General features: G+C 72.1%; 16 protein-coding genes and 1 pseudogene. 11 read left to right on the forward strand and 6 right to left on the reverse strand.

Translation table 11 applies throughout. The features are described 5' to 3' along the window. From E1166_RS16385 to E1166_RS16395, 3 genes and pseudogenes are all read right to left on the reverse strand, one after another. On the reverse strand, window positions 1-667 hold a 667-nt coding region (locus E1166_RS16385), incomplete at its 3' end, for a methyltransferase domain-containing protein (RefSeq protein ID WP_132339861.1). A gap of 277 nt (window positions 668-944) precedes the next feature. Next, window positions 945-1196 (reverse strand): annotated as a pseudogene (locus E1166_RS16390) (hypothetical protein); the annotation flags it as partial. A gap of 38 nt (window positions 1197-1234) precedes the next feature. After that, entirely contained in the window at window positions 1235-2872 is a 1638-nt protein-coding gene (locus tag E1166_RS16395) for an ABC-F family ATP-binding cassette domain-containing protein (protein WP_132339863.1), read from the reverse strand. A gap of 94 nt (window positions 2873-2966) precedes the next feature. Between E1166_RS16395 and E1166_RS16400 the strand changes: the two genes are divergently transcribed. From E1166_RS16400 to E1166_RS16445, 10 genes are all read left to right on the forward strand, one after another. Beyond that, entirely contained in the window at window positions 2967-3737 is a 771-nt protein-coding gene (locus E1166_RS16400; protein WP_132270683.1) for an ROK family protein, read from the forward strand. Between the two features lie 93 nt (window positions 3738-3830). Further along, window positions 3831-4199 carry a tetratricopeptide repeat protein gene (locus E1166_RS16405; RefSeq protein WP_132270684.1) on the forward strand — a complete coding sequence of 123 codons (369 nt, stop codon included), beginning with the start codon at window positions 3831-3833 and terminating at the stop codon, window positions 4197-4199. A gap of 94 nt (window positions 4200-4293) precedes the next feature. Next, window positions 4294-4548 (forward strand): Smr/MutS family protein, encoded by a 255-nt coding sequence (locus E1166_RS16410; RefSeq protein WP_030329768.1) that lies wholly within the window; start codon window positions 4294-4296, stop codon window positions 4546-4548. 232 nt (window positions 4549-4780) lie between these two features. Further along, complete coding sequence (locus tag E1166_RS16415; RefSeq protein WP_132339865.1) at window positions 4781-5983, forward strand: fused response regulator/phosphatase; 1203 nt, start codon at window positions 4781-4783, stop codon at window positions 5981-5983. Next, window positions 5980-7710: a sensor histidine kinase gene (locus E1166_RS16420; RefSeq protein ID WP_132339867.1), complete on the forward strand. Its 1731-nt coding sequence runs from the start codon at window positions 5980-5982 to the stop codon at window positions 7708-7710. Before E1166_RS16415 ends, E1166_RS16420 begins: the two co-directional genes overlap by 4 nt. Further along, a complete protein-coding gene (locus tag E1166_RS16425) occupies window positions 7707-8159 on the forward strand; it encodes a response regulator (RefSeq protein ID WP_132339869.1) in 453 nt (150 codons plus the stop codon). Before E1166_RS16420 ends, E1166_RS16425 begins: the two co-directional genes overlap by 4 nt. Beyond that, entirely contained in the window at window positions 8152-8958 is an 807-nt protein-coding gene (locus tag E1166_RS16430) for an inositol monophosphatase family protein (RefSeq protein WP_132339871.1), read from the forward strand. Before E1166_RS16425 ends, E1166_RS16430 begins: the two co-directional genes overlap by 8 nt. Window positions 8959-9163: 205 nt before the next feature. Next, complete coding sequence (locus tag E1166_RS16435; RefSeq protein WP_132269181.1) at window positions 9164-10177, forward strand: hypothetical protein; 1014 nt, start codon at window positions 9164-9166, stop codon at window positions 10175-10177. A gap of 36 nt (window positions 10178-10213) precedes the next feature. Further along, a complete protein-coding gene (locus E1166_RS16440; protein ID WP_132339873.1) occupies window positions 10214-11764 on the forward strand; it encodes a fused MFS/spermidine synthase in 1551 nt (516 codons plus the stop codon). A gap of 70 nt (window positions 11765-11834) precedes the next feature. Further along, window positions 11835-13514: a serine/threonine-protein kinase gene (locus tag E1166_RS16445; protein WP_132339875.1), complete on the forward strand. Its 1680-nt coding sequence runs from the start codon at window positions 11835-11837 to the stop codon at window positions 13512-13514. 22 nt (window positions 13515-13536) lie between these two features. Here the strand turns inward: E1166_RS16445 and E1166_RS16450 are convergent, their stop codons facing one another. Further along, window positions 13537-14205, reverse strand: coding sequence for a TrkA family potassium uptake protein (locus tag E1166_RS16450; RefSeq protein WP_132269188.1), 669 nt, complete (start codon window positions 14203-14205; stop codon window positions 13537-13539). Further along, complete coding sequence (locus E1166_RS16455) at window positions 14195-15529, reverse strand: potassium transporter TrkG (RefSeq protein ID WP_132339877.1); 1335 nt, start codon at window positions 15527-15529, stop codon at window positions 14195-14197. Before E1166_RS16455 ends, E1166_RS16450 begins: the two co-directional genes overlap by 11 nt. 143 nt (window positions 15530-15672) lie before the next feature. Between E1166_RS16455 and E1166_RS16460 the strand changes: the two genes are divergently transcribed. Then, the gene (locus E1166_RS16460) at window positions 15673-16794 is read left to right on the forward strand and encodes a glycerophosphodiester phosphodiesterase (protein ID WP_132339879.1); all 1122 of its coding nucleotides are present in this window, start codon (window positions 15673-15675) and stop codon (window positions 16792-16794) included. 93 nt (window positions 16795-16887) lie between these two features. On the opposite strand, the gene E1166_RS16465 is transcribed toward E1166_RS16460, so the two are convergent. Beyond that, on the reverse strand, window positions 16888-17139 hold the full coding sequence (locus E1166_RS16465) for a hypothetical protein (protein WP_132269195.1): 252 nt from the start codon (window positions 17137-17139) through the stop codon (window positions 16888-16890). Window positions 17140-17243: the final 104 nt, after the last annotated feature.

The raw sequence follows: 17243 nt of genomic DNA on the forward strand, positions 1-17243 counted from the left end.
GGGTCAGGTCGGCGAAGATGGAGGCGCCGTCGCAGCCGGCGTGCAGCGGGTACCAGCGGGGTGTGCCGGGCGGGCGCTGGCCGCAGATGCCCTTGACGGTCTGCACGTCCAGCAGCCGTACGTGGGTCGGGTCGGCGACCGCGTTGACGTGCCCCCACCAGGGGCTCATCACGTGCAGTATGCCGCCCGGCCGCAGCACCCGGTGGCACTCGTCCACCAGCGGCAGGAAGTCGATCAGGTGCTCCAGGATGTGCACCGCGAACAGCCTGTCGACCGAGTCGGTCGCCAACGGCAGCGACCGGCTGAGGTCCGCGACCGCGTCCACCCCCGGTGCCGGGAAGATGTCCAGCCCCAGGTTGGACGGGTACTGCTTCTGGCCCCCGCAGCCCAGGTCCACCACCACCGGGTCCCGTCCGGCGACCCGGACCCGGTCCCAGACGCCGAAGACGCCGGCCAGCCGGCCGACCAGTTCCCGGATCAGGTTGAGCTGGGCCGATTCGGTGACCTCGCCGGTCAGGTGGGCCACCCCCCGGTCGAACCGCACCTCGACGGCGAGCCCGCGCAGCCGCTCGTCGTGTCGGGCCTGATCGGCCCAGGCGTCCGCGAGAAACCCGTCGATCGCCCGCAGCCGTTCGGCCGAGGGCGGCGTCCGTGCTAGTGCGACCATGGCCACCTCCCGGGCCGCCGTTACCCGGATTAGCGCCGGTTATGCCCGTCTCGTCCGCGTCCGCCCGCCTCCACCGGGCCGATGATCGACTCCGTTTGCGGAAGGTCGCGCTCGCCGGGCGGCCGGACACCGCCACCTGCGCACAAACAGAGTCGATCATCGCGCCCTGGCCGCTCGGCCGCCCGGCGACCGGTGGCAGGCGGACCGGCGGTCAGCCGGAGAGGGTGCGGCGGACCGTGCGGCCGGCCCCGCGGATGCGTTGGCGGGGCGCGGTCACCGTCTTCGGCCGCTTGAGGTGGTACCGGTGCAACTCGTTGTTGCCCGGCAGGGACGGATCCTCGCTCATGGCGACCAGTTCCCAGCCCTGGTCGCCGGCCCGGTTGAGATGGGCCAGCGCGGTGTCGCCGTACGGCGTCACGTCGACCATCGAGCCGTCCGGGCCGTACCAGACGAAGACGATCTCCCAGCCAAGGTCGTCGGCGGCCGGTTGACGGCGGCGGACCAGCAGCGCGTACTCCCACTTGAGCATGGGGTCATTGTCACCCGGCGCGACCGGATCGGCACGGATCAATCCTCGGCGATCCGGCCGGCGTCCACCCGCAGCCGCCGGTCGACCCGCACCGCCGCCAGCATCCGCCGGTCGTGGGTCACCAGCAGCAGGGTGCCGGCATAGTGCGAAAGCGCCTGCTCCAGTTGCTCGATCGCCGGCAGGTCCAGATGGTTGGTCGGCTCGTCCAGCACCAGCAGGTTGACCCCGCGCCCCTGCAACAGCGCCAGCGCCGCCCGGGTCCGTTCGCCCGGCGACAGGCTCGCCGCCGGCCGCAGCACGTGCGCCGCACGCAGACCGAACTTGGCCAGCAGCGTCCGCACGTCCGCCGGGGTCAGCTCCGGTACGGCCGCACCGAACGCGTCCAGCAGGGGCTGCTCACCGAGGAACAGCCCACGCGCCTGGTCGACCTCGCCGACCACCACGCCGGGGCCGAGCGAGGCGTGCCCGGAATCGAGTGGCAGCCGGCCCAGCAGTGCGGCGAGCAGGGTCGTCTTGCCGGAGCCGTTCGCCCCGGTGATCGCCACCCGGTCGGCCCAGTCGATCTGGAGGTCCACCGGGCCGAGGGTGAAGTCGCCCCGGCGTACCACCGCGCCGCGCAGCGCGGCCACGACGGTGCCGGCGCGGGGCGCGGCGGCGATCTCCATCCGCAGCTCCCACTCCTTGCGGGGCTCCTCCACCACGTCCAGCCGTTCGATCAGCCGATCCGTCTGCCGGGCCTTCGCCGCCTGTTTCTCGCTGGTCTCGCCCCGGAAGTGCTTGACGAACTTGTCGTTGTCGGTGGCCTTGCGGCGGGCGTTGCGCACGCCCTTCTCCATCCAGGCCCGCTGGGTCCGCGCCCGCGCCTCCAGTGCCGCCTTCGTGTCGGCGTACTCCTCGTACTCGGCGCGGGCCTGGCGGCGGGCCACCTCCCGCTCCTCCAGATAGGCGGTGTAGCCGCCGCCGTAGTGCCGGATCTGCTGCTGGGCCAGGTCCAGCTCCAGCATTCGGGTGACCGTGCGGGTGAGGAACTCCCGGTCGTGGCTGACCAGCACCGTGCCGGCGCGCAACCCGGTGACGAACTCCTCCAGCCGCTTCAGGCCGGCCAGGTCCAGGTCGTTGGTCGGCTCGTCGAGCAGGAAGACGTCGTAGCGGCTGAGCAGCAGCGAGGCCAGCCCGGCCCGGGCCGCCTGGCCACCGGAGAGCCCGGTCATCGGGTGGTCCAGGTCCACGGTGAGCCCCAGCTCGGCGGCGACCTGCTCGGCGCGTTCCGCCAGGTCGGCCCCGCCGAGGCCGAGCCAGCGCTCCAGCGCCTCGGCGTACGTGTCGTCCGCGCCGACCGCGCCGGCGACGAGCGCCTCGGTGGCGGCGTCAAGCGCCGCCTGCGCCGCCCCGACGCCCGTACGGCGGGCCAGGAAGTCGCGGACCGTCTCCCCGGGGCGGCGGTCCGGTTCCTGCGGCAGGTGGCCGACCGTGGCGGTGGGCGGGCTCAACGCGACGGAGCCCTGCTCGACCGGCTGTAGCCCGGCCAACGTGCGCAGCAGGGTCGACTTGCCGGCTCCGTTGGCGCCGACCAGCCCGACCACGTCGCCGGGGGCGACGACCAGGTCGAGGTCGGCGAAGAGGATCCGGTCGCCGTGGCCGGCGGCGAGACCCTTGGCGATCAGCGTGGCGCTCATGAGGAGCTCGAGCCTACCGCCGGTCGCCGCCGCCGGCCGACCGGATATCCGCCCCGCGTCATCGCTGCTCAAAGCGCGAGGCAGACTCACTGCCGTGGTGACCACTCTGGCGATCGACTGTGGCGGCGGCGGGATCAAGGCTTCGGTGCTGGACGCGGCCGGCACGATGCGGGCCCGACCCATCCGGGTGCCCACCCCGTACCCGCTGCCGCCGGCGCTGTTCGTCAAGACCCTGCTGGAACTGGGTGGGCGGCTGCCGGCGGCGGACCGCGTGACGGTGGGGATGCCCGGCATGATCCGGCACGGGGTGGTGGTGGCCACCCCGCACTACGTCACCCGGTCCGGCCCGCGCAGCCGGGTCGACCCGGGCCTGCTCGCCGAGTGGTCCGGGTACGACGCCCGAGGGGCGGTCGCCGACGCCTTCGGGCTGCCGGCGCTGGTGCTCAACGACGCCGAGGTGCACGGTGCCGGGGTGGTGGCCGGGACCGGTTGCGAACTGGTGCTGACCCTCGGCACCGGGCTGGGCAGCGCGTTGTTCGACGGCGGTGCTCTCGCCCCGCACCTGGAGTTGTCCCACGCGCCGGTGCGCTGGGGTACCACCTACGACACGTACGTGGGGGAGCCGGAGCGCCGGCGGCTGGGTGACGCCTTCTGGTCACGGCGGATCCGGCAGGTGGTGGAGGGGCTGCGGCCGGTGTTCCACTGGGACCGGCTCTATCTGGGCGGGGGGAACTCGCGCCTGATCCGTTCGGAGCAGGTGGCCCGGATGGGCGACGACGTCGTGGTGGTGCCGAACACGGCCGGCATCGTCGGCGGTGTACGGGCCTGGGAGCTGATCGCCGACCGGTACGACCCGACCCTGTGAGGCGACGGTGTCCACCGGAGGAACACTCGCGGTACGGCCGGTGTTGTGCCAGCGTCGACCAGAAGGCGGCACGACACGAGGAGGTGGGTCCGGATGGATCTCCTGGCGGACTACCGGCGGGCGACCATGTTCTTCGAAGCGGGTGACCCGACCGGAGCGGCCCGGTTGCTCGAGCCGATCGTCGAGGCCGAGCCGGGGAACTCCTCGGTGCGCCAGCTGCTGGCCCGCGCCTACTTCCAGTCGGCGCAGCTCAACCGGGCCGAGGAGCAGCTGCGGGAGCTGGTGAACCGGGACCCGAGCGACCACTACGCGCACCACGTGCTGGGGCGGACGCTGGAGCGGTTGAACCGCTACCGCGACGCGCTGCGGCACCTGCGCATCGCCGCGGCCATGCACGCCACCAACGCCGACTACGCGACCGCGCTGCGCCGGGTGGAGAGCCGGGTGGGCAGCGGCCGCTGACCGTGACGAGCCCGGGGGGCGGCCCTGACCGGGCCGGCCCCGGCTCGTGCCTACGATGGGACGTCACGGGAGCTGAGCTGGAGGTGGGTACGGCGTGAAGCTCAAGCTCGACCTGCACGAGATCTTCAACAAGGGCCACGACATCGACCGGGCGCTGCGCGGGATCATGGACGAGGCGGTGGCGAAGAAGGCCACCTTGGTGGAGATCATCCCCGGCAAGGGCTCCGGTCAGCTCAAGAAGCGGGTTCTGCGCTTTCTCGACCAGAAGGACGTCAAACAGCTCTACCACCGGGTCGAGAAGGACTCGAAGAACTTTGGCCGACTTTTCGTGCACTTCCGCTGGAAGTAGCGGTCCCACCGCGCCCGCCCGGAGGGCCTGCGCGGGACGCTGGGCCGCCGCCTGGTCAGAGGCGACGCCGGATGACGGCCTTGCCCGGTACGCCAGGGTCGTGTTGTGTGCGACCGTTGTCTGATACAGGATCAGCAGGGCACTCGGAAGGAGCCCCGACATCACCAGCGATCTCCCGCGTCTCGCGGCGGTGACCCGGCCGCACCGGGGGCCCGGCCTGGCCGGAGCCCCGGTGGCGCCGTACCCGCACGGCGGCCTCGGGCGTCACCCCAACCTGCCGCCCGGCGAACGACTGAGGGTGCTGCTGGTCGAGGATGACGAGGGTGACGCCTTCCTGGTGGGTGAGCTGCTCGCCGAGACCAACTCGATGATCGACCTGCTGGTCGCCACCAGCCTCAGCGACGCGCGGCAGCGGGTGGCCGGGGTCGACTGCGTCCTGCTCGACCTCGGGCTGCCCGACGCGCAGGGCCTGGACGGGCTGCGCAAGGTGCTGGAGATGGCCAGCGGTGCGGCGGTCTGCGTGCTGACCGGCCGCTCCGACGAGCACCTGGGCATCGTGGCGGTCGCCGAGGGCGCCCAGGATTACCTGGTCAAGGGCCAGGTCGACGGGGTGCTGCTGACCCGGGCGCTGCGGTACGCCGTGGAACGCAAGCGGGCCGACGAGAACGCCCGGCGGCTACGCGAGGTCGAGCTGCGGCAGGCCGAGTCGGCCCGGCTGGAACGCGGCCTGCTGCCACAACCGCTGATGTCCACCGACGAGGTCGCGGTGCACACCTTCTACCGGCCCGGCCGGCACGCCGCGCTGATCGGTGGGGACTTCTTCGACGTGGTGCAGACCCGGCCGGACCGGGTCGACCTGATCGTCGGTGACGTCTGTGGGCACGGCGTGGACGAGGCGGCGCTCGGCGTCGAGTTGCGGGTTGCCTGGCGGGCGCTGATCCTGGCCGGGGTGCCCGACGACGAGGTGCTGCCCGCGCTGGAGCAGGTGCTGATGAGTGAGCGCCGGCTCCAGGAGATCTTCGCGACCGTCGCCACCGCGCGGCTGGACCTGGACTCCAACCGGGCCACCGTCCGGCTGGCCGGGCACCCGCCGCCGCTGCTGCTCTCCGGCGGTAAGGTCGCGCCGGTCCCGGCGCCGGGTGGCCTGCTCCTCGGCGTACGACCCCGCCGACCCGTTGCGTTCGACCTGGAGTTCGACATCGAAGACTGGTCCTTGTTGATGTACACCGACGGCCTGATCGAGGGGCGGGTGGGCAACGGCGACGACCGGCTCGACGTGCCAGGGCTCGCCGGCCTGCTGGAGGATCCGGCCAGTCAGGCGGTGCCGCTGGCCGAGCTGCCGGCCTGGCTGGTCGGCCGGGCGGAGCAGATCAACGGAGGCCCGCTCGCCGACGACGTGGCCATGCTGCTGGTGACCCGGGGCGGTGGCCGGTGAGCTCGTACCGCCTGGGGTGGACCCTGCGTCGGCGGGTGCTGACGCTGCTCGCGGTGGTCGGCACGATGTTGGTCGGCCTGGCGGTGGCCGAGGCCGTGGTGGCGGCCCAGAACCAGCGCCACACCGACGCGGTGCTCCGGGTGACCGGCCCGGCCCAGGTGCAGTCCCAGGAACTGCTCGGCGTGCTGATCAGCCAGGAGACGGCGGTGCGCGGCTTCGCGTTGACCGGCCAGCAGCGGGACCTCGCCCCGTACGTCGAGGGGGTGCAGCGGGAGCAGAGGCTCTACCGCAGCATGGGAGGGCTGCTGCGCCACTATCCGGAGATGCTCCGGCAGCTCGACGCGGTGCACGCGCGGGCCGACGAGTGGCGGCGCCGCGTTGCCGAGCCGGTGATCGACACCACCAACCGTTCCGGCACTTCCGCCGCGCAGGCGCTGGTCACCGACCAGTCCGGCCAGGAGTTCGACCGGGTCCGGGACTCGGTGGTCGCCCTCCAGACGATGATCTCCGACGAGCGGGAGCGACGCGCCGAGCAGATCTATCACACGGGCGACCTGCTGGTCCTGCTGCTGATCATCGCGGCGGCGGTGGTCGTGGTGGCCGGCGCGATGACCGTGGTCTCGCTGGACCGGGTGGTGATGCGACCGCTGACCCGACTGGTGCTCGAGGTCCGGGAGGTCGCGAACGGCGACTACCGGCACCGCATCGAGGGGTCCGGTCCGCCCGAGCTACGCCAGCTCGCGGTGGACGTCGACGCCATGCGGCAGAAGATCGCCCGGGAACTGGACGAGGTACGCGAGGCCCGCCAGAACATCGAATGGGTCAACAACCAGTTGCAGAAGCAGGCTGAGGAGCTGACCCGGTCAAACCGTGACCTGGAGCAGTTCGCCTACGTCGCCTCGCACGACCTGCAGGAGCCGCTGCGCAAGGTTGCCAGCTTCTGCCAGCTGCTGCAGCGACGCTACGCCGGGCAGCTCGACGAGCGGGCCGACCAGTACATCGCCTTCGCCGTCGACGGCGCGCAGCGGATGCAGCGTCTGATCAACGACCTGCTGGCCTTCTCCCGGATCGGCCGGTTGACCAGCGGATTCACCGAGGTCGACCTGGACCGGGTGATGGGCGACGTGGCCGGGCAGACCGAGGCCGCCCGTCAGTACGCCCACGCCGAGCTGACCTGGGACCCGCTGCCGACCATCCGCGGCGAGGAACCGCTGCTGACCAACCTCCTGGTCAACCTGGTCAGCAACTCGGTGAAGTTCCGCCGACCCGACGTCCCGCCGAAGGTGCACGTGTCGGTGCGGCTGGTCGGTGACGAGTGGGAGATCACCTGCCAGGACAACGGCATCGGCATCGAACCGGAGTTCGCCGACAAGATCTTCGTGATCTTCCAGCGGCTGCACTCCAAGGACGCCTATCCCGGCACCGGGATCGGGCTGGCTATCGTCAAGAAGATCGTCGAGTACCACGACGGCCGGGTCTGGGTGGACACGAGCGTCGAGGAGGGCACCGCGATCCGGTTCACCCTCCCGGCCCGCCCGGAGGACGTGGCGGCGGCGACGGTCGAGGCCGCCGCCGACGAGGCGTCGACCGGGGACGTTCCCGAGGCGGTCGCGGTGGACGGGGCGAACCCCGTCGGCAGGCAACCGGACGGCGCGGCGGACGACGACGCGGCGGACGGGACGATGGAGCCCGGCACAACGGGTGGCATGAGGGAGACGGTGGGATGACGGCGCCGGCCGACGGCAACAGCCCGATCGAGGTCCTGCTCGTGGAGGACGACCCGGGCGACGTGTTGATGACCCAGGAGGCGTTCGAGGAGCACAAGCTGCGCAACCGGCTGACCGTCGTCTCCGACGGCGCGGAGGCGCTGGCCTACCTGCGCCGCGAGGGGCAGTACGCCGAGGCCGTGCAGCCCGACCTGATCCTGCTCGACCTGAACCTGCCGCGCCGCGACGGACGCGAGGTGCTGGAGGAGATCAAGAAGGACGACCAGCTCTGTCGGATCCCGGTGGTGGTGCTCACCACCTCCCAGGCCGACGAGGACATCCTGCGCAGCTACCAGCTGCACGCCAACGCCTACGTGACCAAGCCGGTGGACTTCGACCGCTTCATCTCGGTGGTCCGGCAGATCGACGAGTTCTTCGTCAGCGTGGTCAAGCTTCCGCCGCGTGGCTGAGCGGCTGCGGGACGACGTCGGGGAACTGCTGCGGCAGACCGCGACCGATGTCGTGCTGCCTCTGTTCCGGCGGCTCGACGACGCCGACATCTTCGAGAAAGCCCCCGGCGACCTGGTCACCGTCGCCGACCGGCGGGCGGAGGAGCGCATCTCCGAGGCGCTGCGCAAGCTCCTGCCGGGCTCGGTGGTGGTCGGCGAGGAAGCGGTCGCCGAGAACCCGGGCCTGCTGCGCCACCTGGGGGGCGGCGGTGCCGTCTGGCTGGTCGACCCGGTGGACGGTACCGGCAACTTCGCCGCCGGCCGGGCCCCGTTCGCGTTGATGGTCGCGTTGCTGACCGACGGGGAGCTGACCGGGGCGTGGGTGCTCGACCCGATCGCCGGTGTCCTCGCCGACGCCCGCCTCAATGCGGGCACCCGGCTCGACGGTCAGCCGGTGCGGGCCGTGGACGCCGCCGTGACGTCCGGCCGGATGCGCGGCACGGCCATGACCCGTTCGCTGCCCCCGGCGGTTCGTACCCGGGTCGAGGCCGGCGGGGAGCGGCTCGGCGAGCTGCTCTCCGGCCAGCACTGCGCCGGCCGGGAGTACCTGGACCTGCTCACCGGCGACCACCGGTTCGTGCTCTTCTGGCGGACGCTGCCCTGGGACCATGCGCCGGGCGTGCTGCTGGTACGGGAGGCCGGCGGGGTGGCCCGCCACCTCGACGGCGCGGAATATCATCCCGCCGACGACCGCCCGGGGCTGCTCGTCGCCGCCGACGCGGCCACCTGGTCGACCGCGCGGGCCGCCCTCCTCGCCTGACCACCGCGATCATCGCTGACCACGTTCGGCGACGCCACCGATGCGCGCCGTGGACGCAGTCGGCCCCGGGTGGTCGCGGGCCTGGTCGAACCGGCTCCGTCCGGTATCGTGACCGGCGGTCTCCCGCCGACCGGCACCTGGCGCAGCCGGCGGGATCGCCGCGCCGGGGTCGACCGGCCCCGTGGGAAGAGGGAAGGACACCTTCGTGCCCAGGACCAGCATCACCCGGTCGCGGGTGCACCGGCCGTTGACCGTCCTGCTGGCCGTGCTGGCGCTGCTGCTCGGCGGCGGTGCCGTGCCGGCCTCCGCCGAACCCAACGAGGGTGGTAGCAAGAAGCTGCGCGACGCGCTGGAGGCCGCGGCCAAGGGCCACCTGGAGGCCAAGGCGAAGCTGGAGAACTCCAAGCGCCGCCAGGCCGAGCTGACCAACGAGCTGAAGGCGGTCGAGGTACGGCTGGTGGGGCTCAGCGAGCAGGTCAGCGAGGTGGCCGCGCAGTCGTACCGGCTGGGCCGGCTCACCACCGCGTCGGCGCTGCTCAACAGCGCGACCCCCGAGGCGCTCCTTCAGCGCGCCGCCGAACTCGACGTGATGGGGCAGCGGGACGCCCGGCGGCTGCGCGAGTACCGCAGCGCGCAGGAGACCGCCGCGCAGGCCAAGCTGGCCATCGACGCCGAGGTCCGCGAGCAGCAGAAGCAGGTCGCCGCGCTGGCCAAACGGAAGCGCGACGCCGAGCAGGCCCTCGCCGCGGTCAGCTCCGGCACCAGCGGCGGGTTCCGTGGCAGCGCCCGCTCAGCTGCCCCGGCCAAACGCAACTCGGACGGCTCCTGGCCGGGCGAGTCCTGCTCGGTCAACGACCCGACCACCGACGGTTGCATCACCCCACGCACCCTGCACGCCCTCCAGCAGGCCCAGGCCGCCGGCTACAAGCGCTACGTCAAGTGCTACCGCCCCGGCGGCGACGGTGAACACCCGAAGGGCAGGGCCTGCGACTTCTCCGCCGCCACCAGCACGTTCAAGGACGAGACCGCGACCGGCGGCGACAAGGCGTACGGCGACAGCCTGGCGAACTACCTGCAGAAGAACGCCGACCGGCTCGGCGTGCTCTACGTGATCTGGTACCGACAGATCTGGCTGCCCAACACCGGGTGGCGGGCGTACAGCGGCTCCGGCAGCCCGGCCGCCGACCACACAAACCATGTTCATCTTTCGATGAACTGAGCCGGCGGCTTAGGAAGGCTGCGTACCATCGCGACGGTGAGCAGCTCATCCTCCAACGTCCTGGTGGATCCGGCGCCCGCGCCGGCCACCTCCCGCGCGCTGCCCAACGGGCTGGCCGCGTTCCTGGTCTTCTTCTCCAGCGGTGCCGTACTGGTGCTGGAGACGGTCTCGCTGCGCCTGGTCGGCCCGTACGTCGGGGTGACCCTTCAGGTGACCAGCTCGGTCATCGGCATCGCGCTGGCCGCCATCGCGTACGGGGCGTGGACCGGCGGTTGGCTCGCCGACCGGCGTGACCCGCGCCCGTTGCTCGCTCCGGCGCTGGTGCTGGCCGGCATCGCCTCGGCGGTCACCCTGCCGGTGGTCCGGTACGCCGGTGAGGTGTTGCGGGGTGGGGCGGCCAGCGCCATCCTGCTGCTCGTCGCGGCGGCCGTCTTCGTGCCGGCGGCCCTGCTGTCGGCGGTCACCCCGCTGGTGGTGAAGCTCCAACTCGCCGACCTGCGCCGCACCGGGCAGGTGGTGGGCCGGTTGTCCAGCATCGGCACCCTCGGCGGGATCAGCGCCACCCTGGTCACCGGCTTCGTGCTGGTGGCGGCGCTGCCCAGCACCGTCATCCTGATCGCGTTGGCGGCACTGCTCGGGGTCACCGGCCTCGGCCTCGGCGTCTACCTGCGCCGGCAGGAGGGGGCCGGGCGCAGCGGCTCGGGCCGGACGAAGGCCGCCCTGGCGGTGCTCGGGCTGGTCGGCGCCGGGCTCAGCGCGGTCGCGCCGAACCCGTGCGACGTGGAGACCGCGTACCACTGCGCCCGGGTGGCGGTGGACCCGTCGCGTGACTCCGGCCGGGTGCTGTACCTCAACTCGGCCCAGCACTCGTACGTGGACCTGGCCGACCCCACGCACCTGGAGTACGCGTACACGCAGTGGATCGGCGCGGCGGCGGATGTGGCGGCGCCGAAGGACCGGCGGCTGGACGCGCTGCACCTGGGCGGGGGCGGGTTCACCATGCCCCGATACCTGAGCGCCACCCGTCCGGGCAGCCACAACCTGGTCTTCGAGATCGACGGCGGGCTGGTCGAGCTGGACCGGCGTGAACTGGGCGTACGCCCGGGGCCGGAGCTGCGGGCGGTGGTGGGGGACGCCCGGATGCTGGTCGCCGGCGAGCCGGCCGACAGCCGCGACTTCGTCGTCGGGGACGCTTTCGGGCATCTGGTGGTGCCCTGGCATCTGGCCACCCGGGAGATGGCGGCCGAGGTGCGGCGGGTGCTGCGGCCCGGCGGCCTGTATGTGCAGAACGTGATCGACTATCCGCCCGGGCGGTTCATCCGCAGCGAGGTGGCCACCGTGGCGGCCGAGTTCCGGCACGTCGCGCTGGTCGCGCCGGCGAATGCGATCGCCGGTGAGGTGGGGTCGAACTTCCTCATCGTCGCCTCGGACGCGCCGCTGCCGCTGGAGGCGCTCAATCAGCGACTCGACACGCTGGACAGCGTCCCGGATCTGCTCGCCGGCGACGCCCTGGCCGCGTTCGCCGACGGTGCGCTGGTGCTCACCGACGACTACGCTCCGGTGGACCAGTTGCTCGCGACCGCCTGATCCGGTGATTTCCTGACCGATTCCGCCCAGTCAGGTGTAGCCGCGTCGGCCGGGGGCAACACGACCGACCATGGGTGGAGCGAACCGGGACGGGGCGCGGTTGCTGGGTGAGCGGTACCGGCTGATCGAACAGCTCGGAGCGGGCGGCATGTCCGTGGTGTGGCGCGGCTACGACGAGGTGCTCGGCCGCCAGGTGGCGGTGAAGGTGCTGGCGTCTCGGCTGGCCAGCGACCGGGCGTTCCGGCACCGGATCCGGTCGGAGGCGCAGGCTTCCGCGCGGCTCTGCCACCCCAACATCACCAACGTGTACGACTACGGCGAGTCCGAGCAGTCCGGGCTGACCGTGCCGTACGTGGTGATGGAGCTGGTCGACGGCGGCCCGCTGACCGGTCGGCTCGGGCGTGCCGGTCGGCTGCCCTGGCGGGAGGCGGTCACGATCGGGGCCGAGGTCAGTTCGGCGCTGGCCACCGCGCACGCCCGGGGTGTGGTGCACCGGGACGTCACCCCCGGCAACGTGATGCTCACTTCTACCGGGGTGAAGGTCGTCGACTTCGGTATCTCGGCGCTGGTCGGGGAGAGCGAGCAGGATCCGGACGGCGCGCTGCTCGGCACGCCCGCGTACCTGGCGCCGGAGCGGCTGGACAAGGGTCAGGTCTCCCCGGCGACCGACGTGTACGCCGTCGGGCTGCTGCTCTACCGGATGCTCACCGGCCGGCTGCCGTGGCAGGCCAGCACCACCACCCAGATGCTCCGCGCGCACATGTACCACGAGCCGGAGCCGATGCCCGCGGTGGCCGGGCTGCCGGAGGAGGTGGCGGAGCTGGTGCGGCGCTGCCTCGCCAAGCAGCCGGAGGACCGGCCGGCGACCGTCGAGGTGGCCCGTACGCTGGCGGAGGCGGCCGGGGTGGTCGCGGCCGTGCCGGTCTCCCCGGCACCCGGAGTGGGCGGGGATCCGACCCTGCTGGCCGCCGCGGGCACCACGATCCTGCCCTGGTCGGCCGAGACGGACGCGCTGCCCGTTGCGGGTCGTACCCGCAGCCGTCGGGCGGTGGCCCGGCGGCGTCGGGTCGAGGCCGGGGTGGCGGCGGCCGGGTTGGTGGCGGTGACGGCCGCGATGTGGGGGTTGACCTCGAAGAGTCCGGCCGGCGGAGGGGTGGACAAACCCGCCGAGGCGCGGATGGGGCTCATCCGGCAGCAGGGCTGTGGTGTGGCGTACGCGCTGCGCAGGGACTCCGGCAAGGATTTCACCGCCGAGGTGACGGTGACCAACACCGGCACGGAGGAGCTGCGGGACTGGCGGGTGCGTTTCGCCTTTCCAGGGGGCCAGACGGTGACGAAGGCCAGCCCGGCGGTGGCCAAGCAGCAGGGGCGCACGGTGGTGGTGCAGCCCGCGCCGGGGCGTGCCGCGCTCGCGCCCGGCGCGTCGGAGCAGGTCGCGTTGAGCGGGCGGTACACCGGGACCAATCCGCTGCCGGTGCAGTTCCACGTGGGTGAGACGCCCTGTGCCGTCCAGGTGTCCGCGGTGGCCGGCTCGGCACCGCCCGCCCCAGCGGCGACACCACCGGCCAGATCGGCCGTGAAGAAGGCGTCCGCCGGGGATGGGGCTGCCGCGACCTCGCCGAAGGGCCCGGGCGGCGGTGCGAAGGCCAAGCCGAAGAAGGGCCCGGGTGGTGAGCCGAAGAAGGCCGAGCGCCCCGCGGGACGGGACGACGATGACGACGAGCGCGACGACGAGCGCGACGAGGAGTGAGGGTCCGCCGGGCCGCTGAACCTCAGCCGGGGGTGGCGAACCGCTGCACCTGCTCGATGGTGCCCTCCACGATCAGCACGCTCTCCGGTTGGAGCACCATGTCCGGCCCGGCGTAGCGGAAGTGTTCCCCGGGAAGCTTCGCGCCGACCACCATCACCCCGTACCGGTCGGTTGGGGCCAGGTCGCGCAGCCGCCGGCCGACGAGGCTCTGCGGCACCGGCACCTTGGCGATGGCCACGTCGTCGCCGAACTCGATGAAGTCGAGCATCCGGCTGACGATCAGGTGCGCCACCCGCTCGCCGGTCTCGGCCTCGGGGAAGACGACGTGGTGCGCGCCGACCGAGGCGAGGATCTTGGCGTGCTTCGCCGAGGTGGCCCGGGCCCAGATCTGCGGTACGCCCAGCTCGGTCAGCGCCAGCACGGTGAGCACGCTCGCTTCCACCGACGCCCCGATCGCCACCACCACCCGGCGGAACTCCGCCACGCCGAGCTGTCGCAGCGCGGCCTCCTCGGTGCCGTCCGCCTGGACGACCCGGTCGAGCTGCTCCGACCAGCGCTGCACCGGGTCCGGGTTGCGGTCGATGGCGAGCACCTCGTGACCGAGTTGGGTGAGGGCGCTGGCCAGGTGGTAACCGAACCGGCCCAGGCCGACGACCACGACGCCGCTGTCGTCAAGGTTCCTAGCCGACAATGGGTTGCTCCTCCGGGTAGCGGTAGAGGCGGTGTCGGGTGTTCAACGCGATGGCTGAGCCGAGGGTGAGTGGCCCGACCCGCCCGATGTACATGAGCAGGATCAACAGCAGTTGGCCGGAGGTGCCGTAGTCGGCGGGGGTGCCGACGGAGAGGCCCGTGGTGGTGAAGGCGGAGGTCACCTCGAACAGCGCGCGGTAGTAGGCCGTCCCTTCGGTCATCAGGATCAGCCCCACCGTGCCGCCGGCCACCAGGGCGACGCTGAGCAGGGCCACGGTGAGCGCCTGCCGTTGGCTGGCGGTGGCGATGCGGCTGTGGCCCACGGTGACGTCGGGTTCGCCGCGCAGCTCCGCCCAGATGACGAAGGCGAGCAGGAAGAAGGTGGAGACCTTGATGCCGCCGGCGGTGCTGGCGCTGCCGCCGCCGATGAACATCAGCGCGATGAGCAGGGGGTAGGTCTCCTCGTCGAGCCGGTTCGTGTCGAGGCTGTTGAAGCCGCCGGTCCGGACGACCGCGTTCTGGGTGAAGGCGGAGAGCAGCTTGCCGCGCCAGTCGTACGGGCCGAGGGTGTTCGGGTTGGCCCACTCGGCGGCGAGCAGGCCGACGAGGCCGATCAGGAGCAGGGCGAGGCTGCCCCAGACGGTCAGTTTGGTGGAGACCGCCCAGGACAGGGGTCGGCGCCAGGCCCGGGCCACCTCGAACAGCGCCGGAAACCCGAGACCGCCGACGATGGTGCCGGCCACGAGGGGCAGGCAGACCCACGGGTCGCGGGCGAAGCCCACCAGGCTGTCGGACCAGAGGGAGAAGCCACCGTTGTTGAAGCCCTGGACGGCGTGGAACAGCCCGTACCAGAGGGCCCGACCGGCCGGGTAGTCGTAGGTCAGCCAGAGTCGCCCGGCGAGGAAGACGGTGATCATGGCCTCGCTGACCAGGGCGAGTCCCGCAATACGCACCAGCAGGCGACGTACGTCGCCGATGCCGTACTCGGCGGTCTCGGCCTGTACGAGCAGCCGGTTGCGCAGCCCGAGCTGCCGGGCGACCACCAGGATGACCAGGGTGGCACCGGTCAGGATGCCGAGGCCGCCGACCTGGGTGAGCACCGTGATCATGATCAGGCCGAAGCCGTTCCAGTACGTCGGGGTGTCGACCACGGGCATGCCGGTGACCGAGATGGCGGAGGTGGCGGTGAACAGCGCGGTGGTGAAGGGGGTGAACCGGTGCTCGCCGGTGGCCCAGGGCAGCATCAGCAGGCTGGTGCCGAGCGCGATCGCCGCCAGGAAGCCGAGCGGCACCAGCCGCACGGGATGACGGAGAAAGCGGCGCACCAAACAATCCTGGCGCTATCCGGCATCCCGGTGGCGATGAATCGGCTATCTCGCAGGGTTCACCCGCCGGTCAGACGCGGACCAACTGGCGGTCAGCCGCAGCCGGTCTGCTGGGCGTCACCCATCGACGACAGGAGACGGCGTTGCGACGTACCCTTTCCGCTCTCGGCCTGGCCGGCACGCTGCTGGCGGTGGCCGTGGCCGTGCCCGGCGCGGCGTCCGCCCGCGAGGACGACGCGGAGCGCGCGGACCGGGCCGAGCACCGGCCCATCGTGATCGCCCACCGTGGCGCGAGTGGCTACCGCCCGGAGCACACCCTGGAGGCGTACCGGCTGGCGATCCGGATGGGCGCCGACTACATCGAGCCGGATCTGGTCTCGACGAAGGACGGCGTGCTGGTCGCCCGGCACGAGAACGAGATCTCGGGTACGACCGACGTGGCGGTCCGGCCGGAGTTCGCCGCCCGCCGGGCGACGAAGACCATCGACGGGGTGGCCGTCACCGGATGGTTCACCGAGGACTTCACCCTGGCCGAGCTGAAGACGCTGCGGGCCAAGGAGCGGCTGCCCCAGGTGCGGGTGGCGAACACCGCCTTCGACGGGCGGTTCGAGGTGCCGACCTTCCAGGAGGTCATCGACCTGGCCCGAGCGGAGAGCCGCCAGCGGGGCAGGATCATCGGCGTCTACCCGGAGACCAAACACCCCAGCTACTTCGCCTCGATCGGGCTGCCCCTGGAGGAGCCGCTGGTGGCGGTGCTGCGCAAGAACAGGATGGCGCACCGGAACGCGCCCGTGTACGTCCAGTCCTTCGAGACGGCGAACCTGCGCAGGCTGAACCGGATGGTGGACGTGCCGCTGGTGCAGCTATTGGACGCCACCGGTCGCCCGTACGACTTCACCGTCGCCGGCGACCCGCGCGGCTACGCCGACCTGGCCGCGCCCGCCGGGCTGCGCTGGATCGCCCGGTACGCCGACGGCGTCGGCCTGAACAAGAACCTGATCGTCCCCCGGGACGCCACCGGCACGCTGCGCGCGCCGACCACCGTGGTCCGCGACGCCCATCGCGAGAAACTGCTCGTGCACGCCTGGACGTTCCGCGCCGAGAACCAGTTCCTGCCCGCCGACTTCCGGGTCGGCGCCGACCCCAACGCCCGCGGCGACGTCACCGCCGAGTACGAACTTTTCTACGGCCTGGGTCTGGACGGCGTCTTCGCCGACCAGCCCGACACCGCCGTGGCGGCCCGCGCCGGCCTGCCGACCCGCTGACGGTCACCCTTCTCCACGGGTACGCGGGGCGCCCGCTCGATCCGGCCGCCCCGCGTACGTCGACTGCCAGTCTCACTCCTTACCAAGCACGGCCTAGTAGGTGAAGGTCCAGAGGAAGTAGAAGCCGCCGGAGGGACCGGAGGGGCGGTACTCGCAGTAGAACCAGTTCCACCGACCGGTCTGCACCCCCTCGCTGCCGTAGCTCTGGCAGAACTGGTAGTCGTAGTAGACGCCGCGAAGCGTGCCGCCTGGCGGGTCAGCGGCCGCCGGGGTGCTCGCCCCGACCAGTCCGCCCAGTGCGAGGGTCGTCGCTGCCACCGCCGTCGCCAACCTTCGTCCGCGCATGAAGCCTCCTTCTGTCGTCGTCCACAGCGCACGGCGACTCGCCGTCGAGTCGGAGCCCAGGACATCGAGATACTTCAATCAGGCTTGCATGGGCGTGCCTGCAC

The organism is Micromonospora sp. KC213 (assembly GCF_004348325.1).
GTDB lineage: Bacteria > Actinomycetota > Actinomycetes > Mycobacteriales > Micromonosporaceae > Micromonospora.